The organism is Rhizobium mayense, from assembly GCF_030272705.1.
Taxonomy (GTDB): domain Bacteria; phylum Pseudomonadota; class Alphaproteobacteria; order Rhizobiales; family Rhizobiaceae; genus Rhizobium; species Rhizobium mayense.
This window is the reverse complement of the sequence record NZ_JARFYM010000021.1, coordinates 21,944-39,908: the sequence shown is the minus strand read 5'-3', so window position 1 is coordinate 39,908 and position 17,965 is coordinate 21,944. Positions and strand designations below refer to the sequence as shown.

Here is a 17,965-nt window from a genome sequence, read left to right as displayed (position 1 = left end):
GAGCCCGTCCTCCGGCGGACATGCGCTGGCGCGGCCGATGCTCATTCGCATCTCTTGCGCCAACCAATCCTCATGGGCACACAGGAAAGCGGCACCGTCTAGCTTTTCTGATTGAACACCGCCGCCACCCAGTCGATAAAAACTCTCACACGCGGGGATAGTTGCCGATCCCGCGGGTAAAGAACGGAAACCGGGGTACTGGTCGGAGGGAAGTCCTTCAACACTTCAACTAGTTGCCCGGTTTCGAGATCCGCATTGGCATGATATCGAGGGATTTGAATCAAACCCATGCCGAGTTTTGCCAGGGAGATATAGCTTTCCGCAGCATTGACCGACACGGTTGCCGGTAGAACATATTCACGAGTCTGGCCGTTGACGGTGAATTCCAACGGCAACACTTTTCCAGTTGCGCTCGAACGAAAGCCGATCATTCGATGGCCATCGAGCCCATCTGGATGCGTTGGCATACCATGGGCTTCAATATACGACGGCGCTGCGAAGGTCACTTCGTCGAGCATTGCAACCTTCCGCGCGATCATGTCGCTGTCTTGGGGCGTACCGACACGCACCACACAGTCAATACCCTCCCGAATAAGATCGACGAGTCGGTCACCTTCGCTCATATAGACCTCGATCTCCGGGTAATTCGCCAGAAAGGCGCGCAGATTGGGCAGTATGAAGTGGCGTGCGAGTGTGCCGTGAACGTCTACGCGCAACTGCCCTTTTGGCTTTGCTCCTGCGAAGGCTCCTTCTGCATCCTCGATATCCGAGAGAATATTTAGGCAACGCTGATAATAGGCTTCCCCATCGAGTGTTGGGCTGACAACGCGCGTTGTGCGTTGAAGTAGTCGTATCCCGAGGCGGGCCTCCAGCTGCTTAACCGCATCCGTCACCGTCGAACGTGGCACTCCCAAATCCTGGGCTGCAACAGTGAAGCTCCTCCGTTCTACGATGCGGGTAAAAACACGCATTGCGTCCAGTCGATCCATCTATTGTTCGTGCTCCGCGGATAGTGTCACCAATCTATGCATGATCCCCGCCGATTACTAGGTGTGTATCAATTGTTTCAAATTGCCCGGCAGCGCTGTTTAAGGAGTTAACCGAATGTAGGGTAAAAATCAGAAATGTTCATCGATCTCATAGATGAATTTATGATCGTTCTCGATTGTGTCGGTAAGGCGTCAAATATGTATAAAGAACTGTTAAAATTATGCAGCGGCAATACCAGTATAGAAAATGTAGTAAGCGGATAAAATACTGCGAAGAAAGCTGATCATATTGCCATTGACCGCGTTGAGTTTTGGGTCATTCTGGGGTCGCGGTGATAGATATTACTAAGAGCCGAACTTTATTGAGCATGGCAACAATCCATCCAATCGTAACGCCACCTTTGGGCGTGCCGATTTTCCGACACAGGCCCGACCGCGAGAGTAACCGCACACGAATGCGCGGATTGGGTTCCCTCCTCGCATAGCACACCATCGATCGCCTCAGTCTGCGTCGTCGATCGTAACTCCGAAGGTGCTCGCTCCCACACACGAATAGACACATTCCATTGAAGTCCTCCCATTCCTATTGTTCGTAAAATTCGGAAAATGATGTCGATTGTTGGTTGATTAAATACAGTGAAGAAAGCGGCATCTTCCTTACGTCCAAAGAGGCGCCGCGACGGGAGAACGGGAAGCCTTCGCATCGCCGGTGTGGCAACGAAGACGGAGGCCCGTGCCAAGATGATCGAAGCCGGCTGCGAACTCGCCCTCTTCGGCTTCAATGGCCTGGAGATTGGTCAGACGCTTCCCAAGCCGCTGTCGCTTCGCCATCGGCAAGACCGCCGTTGAGTTGCTGCTCGAAAGTTCTGAGCGGAACGATCCGCCCAAAATCATCGATGCCGGGTTTTCAATCATCGAAGGCGCGACTGCTTAAAGTGATCTAAACCCTTCAAACTGGACCAGTTTTGGCCAGAGTTTTCCGGTGAATTTGCCTGGCTGGGAAAGGAACGGAAGGCGATGAAGGCATCGCACGCCGGCGCTATTGATGACCACCGTTTTGGTAGAGCAGTCCAGATAGAACTTCTTCCCGTTGGGTGCGTACCTGACTTCAGTGGAGGGGTTTTGAAACGATACTCTCAATACAATCTTGATACTCCTGCATGGTTGATATCCCCAGATCTGCAAACTCCTGTAGTTCAATCTTTCGCAAACGTATCCTTCATCGCGCGCAAAATTATCACCGCGGATGCCGCGCCGGGATCGATGTGTCCGAGCGACCTTTGCCCAAGGCGAGCTGCCCGGCCGCGTGCGGCAATCATGGAGCTAGTCGAGTCCGCACCGGTTTCGGCGGCGTCCAGAATGGCGTCCCACATACCGGCGACCTCAAGCGCACGTTCTCTGGCTTCGATGGCAGCTTCAGCAGCGGGTATCCAGGCATCCAGCATGGTTTTGTCGCCGCGTTGACCCTTGCCGCGCTGTTGAATGCCGGCGCGCATTTCGTTTACGATCATGGCTTGGCATGCCGGCGAGAGCGTTTCGTCGGTCTTCAGCGCCTGCGCAGCCCGACGAAAAGCCGTCGCATAGAGCGGTCCAGTCGATGCGCCGACGGCATCGAGAAAAGCAGAGGCCGCCACCGCAAATATCTCCGAGGGCGAGGCCCGCGCAGGGTCGAGTTTTGCAAGTTCGGCATTCACGGCCATGAAGCCCAGGGACATGGTAATTCCGTGGTCCGCGTCACCGATCGCGCCATCCAGCTCCGAGAGGCGATCCTTCTCGGCATTGATTGCAATGGATATGCGCTGAAACATGCTGCCGAGGCATCGAGCTGCTTTTTCCGACATCGCCTTCCTCCCGATCCCGGCAGTTCCAAAGGCTGCCGGGCAAATTCTTTTACGATCATCCGACCCTTAGAGCGAAGGTGTCGCATGGATGGTGCAACAGGTCCGTCAGCTCCGGGTCGAGATGTAATATGGATATGGATGCGCCGACCATGTCGAGCGACGTACAGTAATGCCCCACCCAGTTTGCTTCGATTTTGATATCCTTGGCGCTCAACCTCTGTTCGACGCGCCTGAACAGAATATAGAGTTCCATCAAAGGCGTCGCACCGAAGGAGTTGATGAGCACTGCGACCCGGTCGCCCGCCGCGGGCTTCATTTCCGCAAAGATCCGGTCCATGATCCGATCCGCAATCTCATCGGCACTCATCATCCTCTCGCGGGTCACACCGCGTTCGCCGTGAATGCCCATGCCAAATTCGATATCATCAGGCCCGATCTCGAAATTATGGCGCCGCGTCTGCGGCAGCGAACAGGGCTCCAGCGCAACACCCATCGTGAAGGTGCGGTCATTGGCCTTGCGCGTTACCGCCTCGCAGGCATCGAGCGACAGGCCTTTGTCGCAAGCGGCGCCCGCAATCTTGAAGATGAAGAAATTGCCGGCAACACCGCGTCGCCCCTCTCGATCCTCGATCGGCGAGGAGGAGATATCGTCGGTCGTCAGCACCGTGCGGACGTCGATCTCCTGCTCCTGCGCCATTTCCGCTGCCATTTCGAAGTTCATGACGTCGCCGGCATAGTTGCCATAAACGAAGAGCACGCCTTCGCCGCCGGAGGATGCCCTGACGCATTCGAGAATCGGCGTCGGCGGTGGCGAGGAAAAGATGTTGCCGATGGCAACGGCATCGGCAAGGCCCTTGCCGACATAGCCCAGGAAGCAGGGCTCATGTCCCGTGCCGCCGCCGATCACCAGGCCGACCTTACCCTTTCTCGGCCCATTGCGCGCCACCAGCGCCCGGTTCGATCCTTTGATCGGCACGATATGCGAGGTATGCGCTTTGACGATACCCTCGAGCATCTCGTCGACGACATCGTCGGGGTTGTTGAGGAACTTCTTGATGTGCGTTCGGTAGCTACTGGGTGGGGCAACGCTGTTGTCGGATCTCAGACGCTGCTGGGTTTTCTGATCGATTTCCGTAACGCCGTCCGCATTGAGAATGCCGCGGCCCGTGGCCGCATCGGTAATCAGCACATTGATATAACCACCGCGCAAGGCGGCGAGGATTCCTGGAACCTTGTCGAAGCCGCCGGCAACGGCGATCCGCAGGCCTATGGATTTCAGCGTGTCGAGGGAGATGCCGATGGTGCGATCGTCAAGCGGCCCGGCAACCGGCTGGCCCTTCGCATCGATGAAGCGGCCGGCAAGAACGCCGACGGCATTCTTGGCTAGATAATCCTGCAGCGAAACGGATTCGAAAAAGCCGCTGCTGTGGATCGTCGAATTTGGGCGAAGCGACGCCACGCCGAAGATGGCCTTGTTTGCTTTGGAGAGCGTCGCAAACTGATCCGCGACCAGCGGCTCGCGTAGCAGGATCTCGCGAACCTCCGGCGCCGAGACAATGGCGGGCGCCGTGATGTTGATGAGCTTGCCATCAGTCGCGTTCGCGAAGGCTGCGGCGCAGAGCTCCGGCGTGTAGGCAAATCGCGCACGGGTGCCGCCGGTCGCCTGAACGATAGTGACATCCTGCAGGTTCGGCACATCGGCCTGTTCGGCGACCGCGAGAACGGTCCGGCCCCAGGCGACAGCAAGCGTGTCGCCGGATTTCAGCAGCTTCGCGATAGCCTGCGCGCCGGCCGTTCCCAGACGATCGATTAAGGGGCGCGTACCATCGTCGCTTGGCACGACGAGACAGTCATGCAGTCCGAAATGGCGTTTGAGTTCCAGTGCAATGGAGAGGGAGCTCAATCGGGACGGTTCGAGCGAGATGTTGACGATGCCGCGGCTGCGGGCATCGGCAAGGTAACTGTTCACGGTCGCCCGCGAAATGCCCATGATTTCAGCGATATCGCCCTGCGTCCTGCCGTCTTCATAATAAAGCCAGCAGGCCCAAACATAGGGATCGTCGCCATAGCGCAGCGGCATGGTGTCGGTGGCGTCCGGCACGCCTGCTTTGCTTGCAATATTTTTGTCGGCCGAAGATGCCTTGCCTGTCATGACGATTCACTGTCCCCATTTTCCGCCAGAAGATGGAAGCAACGGCGCATGTTTGCAAATGCTTCTTCTTGGGAAGGGCGGCGCGCGACCCCGTGGTGGAGCACGGGATCGCGCAGCCTTGGGAGAGCCCGTTTATTGCAGCCGCGCTCGAGCACCCTCGGAAAGCTCCTTCAGGATGATTGCGCAGGAGGTCGCGCCCGCATCCAGCACGCCAAGCGAACGTTCACCCAGCCGGCTGGCGCGGCCGATTTTGGCCACCAGATTAAGCGTCGAGTCGCGACCGGCCTCGGCCGCCGCGACCAGTGCATCGAGCGCCTCGGCAAAGGAGTCGCCGGCCTCATTCGCGGCATCGAACGCCTCGATTGCCGGCACCAGCGTGTCGAGTAACGTCTTGTCGCCGACCTTGGCGGAGCCGATCGCCTGGATGCCTTCGAGCCCGGCATGCAATGCCTTGCTATAGGCTGCGTTATCGATGGCCTCGATGCCTTCGAGCTTTTCGGCGATCTCGGTGAACATGACGCCGTAAAGCGGGCCCATGGAACCGCCGATCTCGGTCATCAGCACCGTGCCCAGCGTGTCCAGCGAAACCGCAAGCGACTGGTTCTTGCCCTTCAGGCGCTCCGCGGCCATGCCGAAACCCTTGGCCATGTTGACGCCGTGGTCGCCGTCGCCGATCTTGCCGTCGATCTCGCTGAGATAGGCACGGTTCTCGACGATGCGATCGGCCATCGCCAATACGATGTCGCCTGATGTTGCATTGTTGAATGTCTGCATGCGTGCGTCCCCCTTACAGCAGCGTCGTGCACTTGACCTCGACGTCGAGAAGCTCTTTCAGCTCTTCGTCGAGCGCCATTACGGTCAGCGTCGCGCCAACCATTTCGAGCGACGTGAAGTAGTTGCCGATATAGGTCTTGTAGATCTTCAGGCCCCGCTCCGAGATCTTCGCCTCGATCGTATCGTTGAGGATGTAGAGCTCGTTGACCGGTGTCGCGCCGAGGCCCGATACGAGGACGGCCACTTCCGTGCCGGCTGCCAGATTATGATCGTCGAGCACGATCTGGCACATGTCCTCGGCAATTTCCGCCGCCGTTTTCAGCAGCTCGACGCGAACACCAGGCTCGCCGTGATGGCCGATGCCGACCTCCATGGTGCCGGGCTCAATCTGGAAATTCGGATGGCCGACAGCGGGCAGGGTGCAGGGACCAAGACCGATGCCAACCGAGCGGCAATTGTCGATTGCCCTTTGCGCGGTCACACGGACTTCTTCAAGGCTTGCGCCCTTGGAAGCCTTGGCGCCGCCGACTTTCCACATGAAGATTTCGCCGGCGACGCCGCGGCGCTTCTCGCGCTCCTCCGGTGGTGCGGAGCAGACATCGTCGTTGGCAACGACGGTCGCGACTTCGATGCCGTCCTTGGCGGCAAGTTTCGTTGCCATCTTTACGTTCATGTTGTCGCCGGCATAATTGCCGTAAAGGCAAATTACGCCGCGGCCGCCATTGGCCTCGCGGATGGCATCGTGGAAGCTCTTGGCAGTCGGGGAAGAAAAGAGCTCACCGACCGCGACCGCATCCAGCATGTTCTTGCCCGTATAGCCGATGAACGCCGGCTCGTGACCCGAACCGCCGCCGGTGATCACGCCGACCTTTCCGGCATGCGGGGCATCCTTCGCAACGACGACGCGCGGATTTTCTGCCAGGCGGACGATGTCCGAATGCGCCTTGATGAAGCCTTTTACAGTATCTTCAACGACTTCATCGGGGTTGTTGATGAACCGCTGCATGGTCTCTCCTGTCGAATTGTCGAGCGTTTGCGCTCAGAGAATAGTGTAGCCGCCGTCGATCAGCAGATCGGCGCCGTTGATCATGTCCGCGGCGGACGAGGAGAGGAAAACAGCCGCCGCTGCAATCTCCTGCGGGAAGGCAAACCGGCCGGTGGGGATGCGCTTCTTGGCGGCTTCGCCCTTTTCGCCGGCCCAGGCCTTCTTGCCGAGCTCGGTTAGGACGATCGTCGGCGAGATGGTGTTGACGTTGATGCCGTGCTTGCCCCATTCGGCGGCAAAGGTCTTGGACATGCCAATCACGCCGAACTTGGAGGCGCAATAGGCGACGTGTTCTTCGATAGCAACGGTGCCGGCCTGCGAGGCGAGGTTGACGATCTTGCCGCCCTTGCCGGCGGCGATCATGGCGCGACCGACGGCCTGTGTGACCAGGAACGTGCCCTTGAGGTTGATATTGATCGTCTTGTCCCAGTAGTCGAGTGGCAGATCCTCGGCAGGGGCGAGGAAGACGACGCCGGCGCTGTTGACGGCGATATCGATGCCGCCGAAATGCGAGACGACATCGCTGACAGCCTTGTTGACGGAGGCGGGATCGGACACGTCGCAGACGAATGGCGCCCCGCTGCCGCCGATTTCGGATGCCTTGGCCTTCGCCATGTCGACATTGATATCGAGAACCGCGACCTTCGCGCCCTTGGAGGCGAACGCCGCCGCGATTGCAGCGCCGATGCCGGACCCGCCGCCCGTAACAAGCGCTGTCTTGCCTGAGAGCGGGAAGGTCAAATCAATGTCTGGAGATGTCTCGGTCATCTTTTTCAAGCCTCTGTCTTCGGGGTGAGACGGAGCGACACTTCGCTCCGCCGCATTGATCTTACTTGCGGGTTTCGAGCAGCTTGTCGACGTTCTCGGCCGTTACAGGGGTCCACGGAACATTGTAGTTCTTGTCCTTGCCGTCGTTGAAAGGCATGTCGGGATACTGCGACCAGATCTTGGATTCCGGCTTGTAGTTGCCCTTCTTGGCTGCCAAGATCGCGAGGTCGAGTGCGCCCTGGGCCTGCGCGCTGGCGTCCTGCAGGATGGAGGTCATCGTGCCGTCTTTCACGGCGTGGAGCGCATCCGTGATGCCGTCGATGCCGGCAATGGCGAAGTCTTTGACGTTCAGCTTGGCAGCCTTGATCGCCTCGATCGCGCCGAGTGCCATCTCGTCGTTCTGACCGATGACACCGTTGATCTGGCCGGGGTGAGAGGTCAGCCAGTTTTCCATCAGGGTCTGGGCTTCCGCGCGCGACCAGTTTGCTGTCTGGTCTTCCAGCACTTTCACATTCGGGCACTCGGCGAGCGCCTTCTTGTTGCCTTCAAGGCGCGAAATCTGCGCCGACTGGCCGATCGGGCCTTCGAGGATGACGACATTGCCCTTGCAACCGATCTTGTCGAGAACGGTCTTGGCTTCCATGTAGCCCGAAACCGTATCGTCGGAGCCGACGTAGGAGGTCAGGAGATCGGAGTTGACGCGGGTGTTGGAGCCGACGACCGGGATACCGGCGTCGTGAGCGGCCTGAACGGCGGTCGCTGCGGCTTCGATATCGATCGGCACGAAAATGATCGCGTCGAACTTCTGCGTGATCATCGTGTTGACCTGCTCCTGCTGGACAAGCGCGTCATAGCGGCCGTCGAAGATGGTCAGATCGACGTCGCCGTTCTTGACGGCGGGATGTTCCTTCAGCGCTGCCGACCAGATCTGCATGAATTCGGCATTCAAGCCGTAGGGCGCCGCGCCGATCTTCAATTTCTTGTCCTGGGCGAGGGCTGGCGAAGCCAGAAGCGCCGTCGCTGCCGCAAGAGCAATAAGTAGTTTCTTCATTACAAGTCTCCTCCGTTGGAAGTTCGGCGGCCATCCTGGCGCGCCGTTTGGTTTTCCGAGTGCCAACACTGGAATTTCTTTGGGCTCAGCCGCCCAGATTTCGCTTTTGGTCGAGCATCACGGCGCCGACGATAAGCGCGCCCTTGAGGACCTGCTGGTAGTAGGACTGGATTCCCATCAGATCGAGACCGTTGTTCATGACGCCGATGATCAGCGCTCCAATCAATGTGCCCGTAATGCGGCCGACGCCGCCGGAAAGACTGGTACCGCCGATGACGACAGCGGCGATCGCGTCGAGTTCGTAGGCAATACCGGCCTGCGGCAGGGCGGAGCCGGTCCGGGCGGCAAGGATCATGCCTGCAAGCCCGGAAAGCCCTCCGGAAATCACGTAAACAAGGAAACGCAGCTTACCGACATTGATGCCCGAGGTGATGGCGGCATGCGGGTTGCCACCAACGGCATAGATATATCGGCCAAAGCGGGTGCGGTTCAAAACCCACCATGCAACGATGAAGACGATGCCAAGCAAGATGACAGGTATCGGGATCGACAGCACGCTGCCGGTGCCGATCCAGCGGAAATCAGGGGTCAGTGCCGGAACAGGCTTGCCGCCGCCATAAATCAGTGTCAGGCCGCGCGCGGCAGACAGCATGCCAAGCGTCGCGACGAAAGCAGGAACGGCAAATCGCGAGACGATGAGGCCGACCACGGCGCCGCAGGCGACACCGACGAGCAGGCCGACGGCAAGCGCAACATAAGGCGGATAGGGCGCGCCGACGATGCCGGCCGTCGCCGAGGTCGTTGCGAAGCTCGCGCTGACGATCCCGGTGAGCGCAACCACGGAGCCGACGGAAAGATCGATGCCTCGCGTCAGGATGACGAATGTCATGCCGATCGCCAGCACGCCGTTGATCGAGGTCTGCAGCAACACGTTCGAAATGTTGCCGGCCGTCAGGAAGTACTCATTCGAGAAGGAGAGGAAGATGGCGAGCAGCAGGAAGGCGAGAAAGATGCCGTATTCCTGAATGATCAATCTGCGTCGGTCCGAGCCGAACCAGGAGTTGGACGGATTGTTGTCAGTGGCGGACATTGCAAATACCTCTTATTGCCGGGCGCTTCATTCTGGACCCCGTGTTCTGTCGCATTCAGGTCGACAGATGCACGAGCGATTGCGCGTCGGCCTCCTCCCTCTTGAGAATTCCGGCGGAGCGTCCCTGCCGCATCACCAGGATGCGGTCTGACATGCCGAGAACCTCGTCTATTTCGGATGAGATCATGATGACTGTGCCGCCTTCGGCGGCGAAGTCGCAGATAATGCGATAGATTTCGCGCTTGGCGCCGACATCGACGCCGCGCGTCGGCTCGTCCAGGAGCAGCACTTTCGGCTTGCGCAGGAACCACTTGCCGAGGACGACCTTCTGCTGGTTGCCGCCGGAAAGGCCGGAGACGGGCATGCTGTCGCGCGCAGCCTTGATGCCGAAGCGCTGGATCATGCCCTGGCTGGCGCTGGCCTCCTCCCGCCGATTCATTGAGAAATGCGGGCTCATTTCGGGCAGGCTCGCAAGGCAGATGTTGTTGCGGACGCTGTCGATCAGGTTGAGACCCGTGAGCTTGCGATCTTCCGTCACGAAGGCGATGCCGTGCTGCATGGCTTCTGCCGGCTTGCGCACGACAATAGGCGCGCCGGCGAGCTTGATCTGACCGCTGCTGACAGCATCGACGCCGAAGATGCAGTTGAAGATCTCGGTCCGGCCAGATCCCATCAGGCCGTAAATCCCGAAAATCTCGCCCTTATGAGCGGTAAAGGAGATGTCGGTAACCTTGCCCTCTGCAGTGAGGCCGGCGACTTCCAATCCCGGAATTGCTGTCGGCACATTCGTCTTGATATATTCCTCGCCAAGCTCGCGGCCGACGATCATGCGGATGAGGCCAGGTCGGTCGATGTCGGCAAGCGCGCCGCTGCCGACATAGGACCCATCGCGGAAGGCCGTGTAGGAATCGGCGATCTGGAAAATTTCGGACAGGCGGTGCGAGACATAGACGACGCCTTTGCCTTCGGCCTTCAGCCGTTCGATGGCCGCAAACAGCTGCTGCGCTTCCTTCTCGCCAATCGCCGAAGTGGGCTCGTCCATGAAGATCACTTCGGCATTGTGGCTAAGCGCCTTGGCGATCTCGACCAGCTGAACCTGGGCGACAGATAGGTTCATCATCAATTGCGTGGCGCGGATATTGAACTGAAGCCGATCTAGCAGAGCCTGCGCATTGCGGTTCATCGTCTTGAAATCGATGCCGCCGAAGCGAGCAGAAGGCTCGCGACCGAGATAGATGTTCTCCGCAACGGTCATGTGCGGGATGGGGCTGAGTTCCTGCTCGATGATCGCGATGCCGGCGGCAAGCGCTTCGGCGGGGCTTGCGTATTCTACGTCCTTGCCGCGGCGGCGAATTGAGCCGGCATCGCGGTTGTGAATGCCCATCAGGATCTTGAGGAAAGTCGACTTGCCCGCACCGTTGCCTCCGCACAGGGCATGGACGGAACCGGGGCGCAATTGAAAGCGCCCGTCGCGCAATGCCGCGACGCCGCCAAAGGACTTCTTCAGTCCCTCTACTTCAAGCAGGAATTCCACTTTCCCCTCCGCATTCCGAATGCCGGGCAAAAAGCTCGACCTGAGCCAACACTTCATCGCCAGCATTCACGTTTTACAATATTCGATCTGCTTTCGACAAATGTCAACATGGTATTCGCAAATTTGAAGGAGCGAAGGCCCGCGGCCTCTGTTGGGAGTATGACGGGTGCGGAGAAATGAATTTCAGAACTTTATTTAACGTGTTGAAATATCGTTGAAAATATCACAATCTTAGACATCTCGGCGGCGAGATATCTCATTCTGTGTCTCCCTCAATCCCCGATCATGCTTTCTTGAGCAGCGGTTTTCCAAGGTGAGGTCGACCAGCGCTTCCGTGAAGTCGAGGCTCAGCGTTGGTGACATGAAGGTGTGGATCGGTGGCGAACGGGTTCGGGTTCACCTGTTCGTGGGAACATTGGGTTTATTCGCGGCACATGCATGCTCGCACGTCACTCACGGAGCGGCAGGGCGGTCTGACAGCCCAATCAGCAACCACCTTCTGCAGGCAGTCGTCATGAATTCGCGATGGGTCGCCACTCGCGTTAGGTCGCGGTGAGCTTAAAGGCTTGGTAAAAGCCAAAGAACCTCATCGTCCGTCGGCCGAGGACGACCGTTACGCGTTGCCGCCCAGGTCTCCAGGCGCATACCGCACAGGACGTCCCAGCGCACCGGTTGGGCGAACTGGGCAAGTTCTGTCACCTTGATTCCGTCAGCACATTCGCCCGAGAGCGGCGGCCAACGTTGGGCCGGCGCTAGGCAATCGGCACTTGGCTGGCCAGGCCCGGCGCCGACCTCATCAAGTTCGCGACCCCGACAGATTTCCCAAGCGACCCAAGAGGCACCTTGGTTGCGCTCGTTGAAAAATTGTCATTTTTTGTCACTGTTTCCCGGTTGTTGCGGGGCAGCCTTCAGCGCGCCTGCCTGGAGATCCGCCTGGTCGGCAACAATGGAGGCAGTCTCGTTCAGCAAGACGTCTTTTGCATTCCTGCGGGCATTTTCAATCGCAATATCAGCACTGAGGCTACGCTCGTTTGCCTCCAGGCCATCGTCTTCGCCACTGTTCACACCATCATTCATTTGCTGGCGAGACTTGAGACGATTGGCCTGAGCGATCAATTCATTGCGACGCTCGGTTTCATTCAGGGAGACAACCCGTTTCTCACGCTGCGTCTTCAGTTCGGCAACGTCTTCTGTAAAGCGCTGGAAATCCTTGTCGTTCGCCAGCCGAGCCTGGTGGCGGCTCTGCAGTTGCGGCAGCAGCGTCTTTATATCGCCGTCAGGGGTATATTTGGCCGGTTTGACCTGCGACCACGGCAGGGCGTTGTCATAACTTGCCTCACCGAGGCTCTTGGGATCAGAAAAGCCCGGCAAGCTGATGTCGGGCGTCACGCCGCGCAACTGTGTCGTACCGCCGTCGACACGGAAAAACTGGGCAACCGTCAATTTCAATTCGCCGAATTTCGGCCTGCTGCTGTGGGTCAACTGGTCAAGATTGATCACAGTTTGCACTGTGCCCTTGCCAAAACTGGGTTCGCCGACGATCACACCCCGACCATAATCCTGAATTGCCGCGGCGAAGATCTCGGAAGCTGATGCCGAGCCGCGATTGATCAATACAGCGAGCGGGCCTGTCCAGGCCGGCGCGGAAAGATCGTCGTTCTCAACCTCCACCTTACCGCGGGCATCGCGTTCCTGAACCACCGGGCCCTTGCCGACAAACAGACCTGTCAAATCAATCGCCTCGGCTAACGAACCGCCGCCGTTATCGCGCAAGTCGATCAGAACGCCGTCGACATTGTCCTGTTTCAGTTCAGCGAGAAGTTTGGCCACGTCGCGGCTGGCGCTGCGGTAGTCCTTGTCGCCTTTTCGCCGCGCCTCAAAGTCTTCGTAGAAGGCGGGCAAGGTAATCACCCCAATCTTGCGGGTGGCGTCGCCATCCTTTATCGACAGGATCGTCTTCTTGGCCGCCTGCTTGTCAAGGCTGATCTTGTCGCGCACCAGGCTGATGATGTGATGCTTGCCATCCGGTCCTGCATCCGCCGGCAGAATGTCCAGGCGCACGACAGACCCCTTTGCGCCGCGTATCATCTGCACGATTTCGTCGAGGCGCGTACCGACCACTTCCTTTATCGGGCCATTCTCGCCTTGGCCGACGCCGACAATGCGGTCGCCAGCCGCGAGCTTGCCGGACACCTGCGCCGGGCCGCCGGCGACGAGCTCACGGATCGTCGTGTAGTCATCTCTTTCCTGCAATACCGCGCCGATGCCAACGAGCGAAAGCTTCATTGAAATATCGAATTCCGCCGCAGCGGCTGCGCCGAAATAGTCGGTATGCGGGTCGATCGATGTTGTATAGGCATCCATGAATGTCTGGAAGACGTCGTCGCTCTTGTACTTGTAGGCACGCTCGAGGGAATTTTCGTAGCGTTTGTCGAGCGTATCGCGAATGCCGGCATCGTCTTTGCCGGCCAGCTTGAGACGCAGCCAGTCGTTCTTGACGCGTTTGCGCCATAGGTCATTGCTTTCCGCTTCCGATTGCGGCCAGGGCGCCTTGTCGCGGACGAGGGGATAGTCTTCCTGCACACTGAAATCGAAGTTCTGCTTGAGCAAGTTGCGTGCGTAGTTCATGCGGTCGACAACGCGCTGCATATACACATTGAAAATGGAAAAGGGGATCTGCAGGTCTTCCCGGTTTATGGCATCGTCGATCTTAGTGCTGTTGGCGGTGAACTTGTCGATATCCGTCTGCAGGAAGAGGACACGGTCCGGATCCAGCGACTTGATAAACTGGTTCATGATCCTGGCCGAGAGGGCATCATCGAGCGGAACAGGCTTGTAGTGGGAGCGTGCAAGAATTTGTGCGCTCAAATGGGCGGCCTGCGCTTGCTGCTGTAGCGGCGTCAAAACTGCCGGTGAACCAGTTTCCAGCGCATATGCCGATGGGGCAATCGCCAGGAACAGACAGAGGAAACCATATTGTAAACGCATCAAGCTTCGATCCTACTTTCACCGTTGAATCTTTAATGAGTGGCGTTCGTGGAGCAATTATGGTTTTTTGGCAACTAAATGAACGCGCTTGCTCCGAATGCGTGTTTGAAAAAGTCCCGGAGAGAGATTTCGGTATGTCGCGGACAGAATTATTGGCGGAATTAGGTCGATTTTCGTAAGCCTTGCGGCTTGACCCTCACCCAATGTTTTCGTCTTCAGTTTGAGCCCTCTCAAAACCTTCATCGGCAAATGGTCAAGACCAGCATCCTACGGGCGCCGGTCAGCTCCCCGTCGTGTGAAGCTCGCAGACCCGAGCGGCAAGTCTTCCTGCTCAGGATTTTTTAATTAGAGACCGACCTTGACGCCGATCTGGATATAGATTGCAAAGGAATGATTCTTGGCCGCGCCTTCATGATACTCCGCCAGTGTGGCGCAGCTCACGTTTGAGCCGCGGCGCCGGCGAAAAGCGGATAGCCGAGTCCGTTCGCCGAAGCTCTGATGTGTGGTCCCACCGCGCCCTGGGATCGCTTCGGAGTGTTCGTAACCCTGTCCTCACTTGTCCTTGAACACGAGTGCACTGGTCAAATCGCCGAGTGGCTTCTGCCGATGGGCGGCGATCGCAGCATCGCGTACGGTGATGCCATGCAGGGTCGGCAGCTCGAAGCGGCGGGTAACGAAACGCAGGATCGAAGTCGTGTCCATTGGCGTGTGGTCGACATAGCCATGCCGCGCATAGGGCGAGACGATAATTGCCGGAATACGTGAACCCGGTCCCCAGCGGTCGCCTTTGGGCGGCGCCACGTGATCCCACAGGCCGCCATTTTCGTCATAGGTGACAACGACCAGCATATGAGGCCATTGCGGGCTCTTCTCCAGATGCCCGACCAGATCGGCGATATGGGCGTCGCCAGCCTCAATATCGGCATAGCCTGAATGCTCATTAAGGTTGCCCTGCGGCTTATAGAAAGAGACTTGCGGCAGCGTGCCGGCATCGATCGCTTTGATGAACTCGGCGCCGGCCAAGCCGCCATCCCTCAGATGCTCGGCCCTGGCCGCGGTGCCGGGAGCGAAGTTTGCATAATAGTTGAAAGGCTGGTGGTGATATTGAAGATTCGGCACCGGGTCCTTGTTGCCGTGGTCGAGCACATCCTGCCAAGCCCCGCCATACCAGGCCCAGGACACGTGCTTGAGGTTAAGCATATCGCCGATGGTTGGCTCAGTCTGTGGCGGCAATGTCGTTGGCTTGCTCGGATCCGCCAATGACTTGTCGCCGTCCGGCGCGGGACCGTTACCGCTCGGCTGATAGGGCGGCTGCATCGTGTTGACGGCGTAGAAATCGGGCGTGAGATTGCCGTCGGCGACGAACTTCGGAATGCCGTCTATAGCCGATTTTGGCGAATTGGCCGCGGCCTTGAGGGTCACACCGTCGGGCTCGACCACGGCGACCGAAGGCTTCGCGGCGCTGGTATCCGCGTTGGGATAATAGGGCGCGCAGGCGCAAATCAGCCATTGATGGTTGAAGAAAGAACCGCCGAAGGCGCCCATGAAGAAATTATCGGCCAGCACGTATTTCTGGGCGACCTTCCACATTGCCGTCTTCGAGCCGTCCCACAGGCTCATGGCGAGCGCGCCTGAATCGGCATAGGCGACGAACTTGTCGTTGCGCCCGCCGTCGATCTGCATCTGGTTCTGATAGTAACGGTGCCAGAGGTCGCGGGTGATCGTATTCGGGTTGAGGTTGAATCCCTTGGCGTCGTCCGCGTGGAAGGGCCGATTGGGGAGATGCTCGGTCTCCGCTTGGGTCACCGGTGGCGTCACGCCTTTGGCGGTAAGACCCTCCCAGATCGGCGGCAATTCACGGAAAGGCTTGCCGTCGCGATCGCGCTGGATGCGTGCGCTTGCCAGCGCCTTCGAAATCCCGTTAGCCCCTGGGAAGCTGCCATAGAGATTGTCGAAGCTGCGGTTTTCCGCGTAGATGACCACAACGGTGTCGATCAACTTGAGATCACCGGCTGTATTCGGCGCAGATCCTGCCTTCGCGCCAGAGTTGCTATCGCCGGCGATGGCAGGGCCAAAAGCCGTTACAGAGAGACTTAACGCGCAGACCGCCGCAGCTGTGATCGATTTCATTTGAACTGGCCTCCCCCCCGGGTTCCGGTGGCTGTCCCTCCACCTGATGCGGCAGCTTATCCGGGGCAGAAGCGAACGCAAGTCCTAATTGAAATGATTCTAAAATCCAGCTAACGATTTTGAGGTGGAGACCTGAGATCGTGAAGGGACGCGACCACAACGATGCAATCCAAATCGCGTACAAGGCGGTGGGTCGGGATCTGTGCTGCCGCTGCATTGTTGCTCATGATGACCTCGGTCCATGCAGGCCAAGCTCTGTCGCGCGCTGATGTGCGACAGAAAACACAGGCCTTGGGAGCGCTCGGCAAAGCCCTTTTCTTCGATCCCTCCCTGTCTGCGTCAGGCAAGATGGGCTGCTCCTCCTGCCACGATCCCAGCCATGCCTTCGGGCCGGCGAATGACAGGGGGGTGCAACTCGGCGGCGGCGATTTGCATCAGGCCGGACTGCGGGCGGTGCCCTCGCTCAAATATCTGCAGGTGGTGCCGTCGTTCACCGAGCACTTCTTCGAATCCGAGGACGAGGCAGACGAAAGTGTCGACAACGGACCGACGGGTGGGCTGACCTGGGACGGTCGGGTCGATCGCGGCTGGGAGCAAGCGAGGATTCCCCTGCTTTCTGATTTTGAGATGGGCAATAAAAGCGAAGCGGAGGTCACCCGTCTTGTGCTCGCGGCGGGCTACGGCAAGGCAATCGCCGATATTACCGGGCTAAAGGCCGTCGGTGATCCGGCGATCGTCTTTCGCACCGCGGTTAAGGCATTGGAAGTCTTTCAGCAGGACTATCGGACCTTCTATCCCTATTCCAGCAAGTATGACGCAGTCCTGGCCGGCAAGGCTCAGCTCACGTTACAGGAAGCAAGAGGACTGGACCTCTTCAATGCAGCCGATAAGGGCAATTGTGCTTCCTGTCACGTCAGTCAGCGTGGGAAAGATGGCACGCCACCGCAGTTCACCGACTATGGGCTGATCTCCATCGGCGTGCCCCGCAATCGCGACATTCCTGCCAACAAGGATCCGGCGTTCTACGATCTTGGCTTGTGTGGTCCCTTGCGCGGCGATTTCGTTGGGCGTGAGGATTATTGCGGCCTCTTTCGCACACCAACGCTGCGCAACGTTGCCCTTCGCAAGACCTTCTTCCACAATGGGGACATTCACTCCTTGCGTGACGCCGTGCGCTTCTACGTGGAGCGGGAGACCCATCCGGAGCGCTGGTATCCTCGCAAGCCCGACGGGAGCGTAGACAAATACGATGATCTGCCGGAGGCGGCAAAGGCCAACATAAACACCGACCCACCTTTCGATCGAAAGGCGGGAGACGAGCCGGCACTCTCTCCCGCCGAAATCGACGACGTCGTAGCTTTCCTCGATACGCTCACCGATGGCTACGAACCATTGGAGTGAGGGCGTGAGCTGCCATGGGTTGCTCGATGCTGCTTGCTCGGCAGATCGAGCAGGCGGGCGACGGTCTCGGCGCCTTTACCAGAAACTGCTATCTTGCCGGTATCGCTTATCTGGATCTCGGTTCCGTTTGAAAAGCTGAGGGACCAGCCGTCGTCGCTGGCTATGCGGCGCCTGTCGGTTAGTTCGATGCCGGCCGCAGAGA

The 17,965-nt window shown here is 58.6% G+C and carries 13 protein-coding genes; 2 read left to right on the top strand and 11 right to left on the bottom strand.

The annotated features are described in order from the left end of the window. Positions 1–98 precede the first annotated feature (98 nt). Positions 99–989, bottom strand: coding sequence for a LysR family transcriptional regulator (locus PY649_RS22290; RefSeq protein WP_285870881.1), 891 nt, complete (start codon positions 987–989; stop codon positions 99–101). 711 nt (positions 990–1,700) lie between these two features. Here PY649_RS22290 and PY649_RS22285 point away from each other — a divergent pair. Further along, positions 1,701–1,838 carry a hypothetical protein gene (locus PY649_RS22285; protein ID WP_285870879.1) on the top strand — a complete coding sequence of 46 codons (138 nt, stop codon included), beginning with the start codon at positions 1,701–1,703 and terminating at the stop codon, positions 1,836–1,838. 347 nt (positions 1,839–2,185) lie between these two features. Here PY649_RS22285 and dhaL (PY649_RS22280) read toward each other — a convergent pair whose 3' ends face one another. The 10 genes from dhaL (PY649_RS22280) to PY649_RS22235 form a co-directional block, all read right to left on the bottom strand. Then, a complete protein-coding gene (dhaL, locus tag PY649_RS22280; protein ID WP_285870878.1) occupies positions 2,186–2,830 on the bottom strand; it encodes a dihydroxyacetone kinase subunit DhaL in 645 nt (214 codons plus the stop codon). Positions 2,831–2,885: 55 nt separating this feature from the next. Continuing rightward, entirely contained in the window at positions 2,886–4,982 is a 2,097-nt protein-coding gene (locus PY649_RS22275) for a bifunctional sugar-binding transcriptional regulator/dihydroxyacetone kinase subunit DhaK (protein WP_285870877.1), read from the bottom strand. 132 nt (positions 4,983–5,114) lie between these two features. Beyond that, positions 5,115–5,756, bottom strand: a complete 642-nt coding sequence (gene dhaL, locus PY649_RS22270) for a dihydroxyacetone kinase subunit DhaL (protein ID WP_285870876.1) — start codon at positions 5,754–5,756, stop codon at positions 5,115–5,117. Between the two features lie 13 nt (positions 5,757–5,769). Further along, positions 5,770–6,762, bottom strand: a complete 993-nt coding sequence (locus PY649_RS22265) for a dihydroxyacetone kinase subunit DhaK (RefSeq protein ID WP_285870875.1) — start codon at positions 6,760–6,762, stop codon at positions 5,770–5,772. A gap of 33 nt (positions 6,763–6,795) precedes the next feature. Next, positions 6,796–7,569 carry an SDR family oxidoreductase gene (locus tag PY649_RS22260; RefSeq protein ID WP_285870874.1) on the bottom strand — a complete coding sequence of 258 codons (774 nt, stop codon included), beginning with the start codon at positions 7,567–7,569 and terminating at the stop codon, positions 6,796–6,798. A gap of 61 nt (positions 7,570–7,630) precedes the next feature. Further along, positions 7,631–8,620 carry a substrate-binding domain-containing protein gene (locus PY649_RS22255; protein ID WP_285870873.1) on the bottom strand — a complete coding sequence of 330 codons (990 nt, stop codon included), beginning with the start codon at positions 8,618–8,620 and terminating at the stop codon, positions 7,631–7,633. A gap of 85 nt (positions 8,621–8,705) precedes the next feature. Next, entirely contained in the window at positions 8,706–9,710 is a 1,005-nt protein-coding gene (locus PY649_RS22250) for an ABC transporter permease (protein ID WP_285870871.1), read from the bottom strand. Positions 9,711–9,765: 55 nt separating this feature from the next. Further along, positions 9,766–11,244, bottom strand: a complete 1,479-nt coding sequence (locus tag PY649_RS22245) for a sugar ABC transporter ATP-binding protein (RefSeq protein ID WP_285870870.1) — start codon at positions 11,242–11,244, stop codon at positions 9,766–9,768. 867 nt (positions 11,245–12,111) lie between these two features. After that, positions 12,112–14,232, bottom strand: coding sequence for a carboxy terminal-processing peptidase (locus tag PY649_RS22240; protein ID WP_285870869.1), 2,121 nt, complete (start codon positions 14,230–14,232; stop codon positions 12,112–12,114). Positions 14,233–14,784: 552 nt separating this feature from the next. Then, positions 14,785–16,362 (bottom strand): acid phosphatase, encoded by a 1,578-nt coding sequence (locus PY649_RS22235; protein WP_285870868.1) that lies wholly within the window; start codon positions 16,360–16,362, stop codon positions 14,785–14,787. 225 nt (positions 16,363–16,587) lie between these two features. Here PY649_RS22235 and PY649_RS22230 point away from each other — a divergent pair, with 225 nt between their 5' ends. Beyond that, positions 16,588–17,763 (top strand): cytochrome-c peroxidase, encoded by a 1,176-nt coding sequence (locus PY649_RS22230; protein ID WP_285870867.1) that lies wholly within the window; start codon positions 16,588–16,590, stop codon positions 17,761–17,763. Positions 17,764–17,965: the final 202 nt, after the last annotated feature.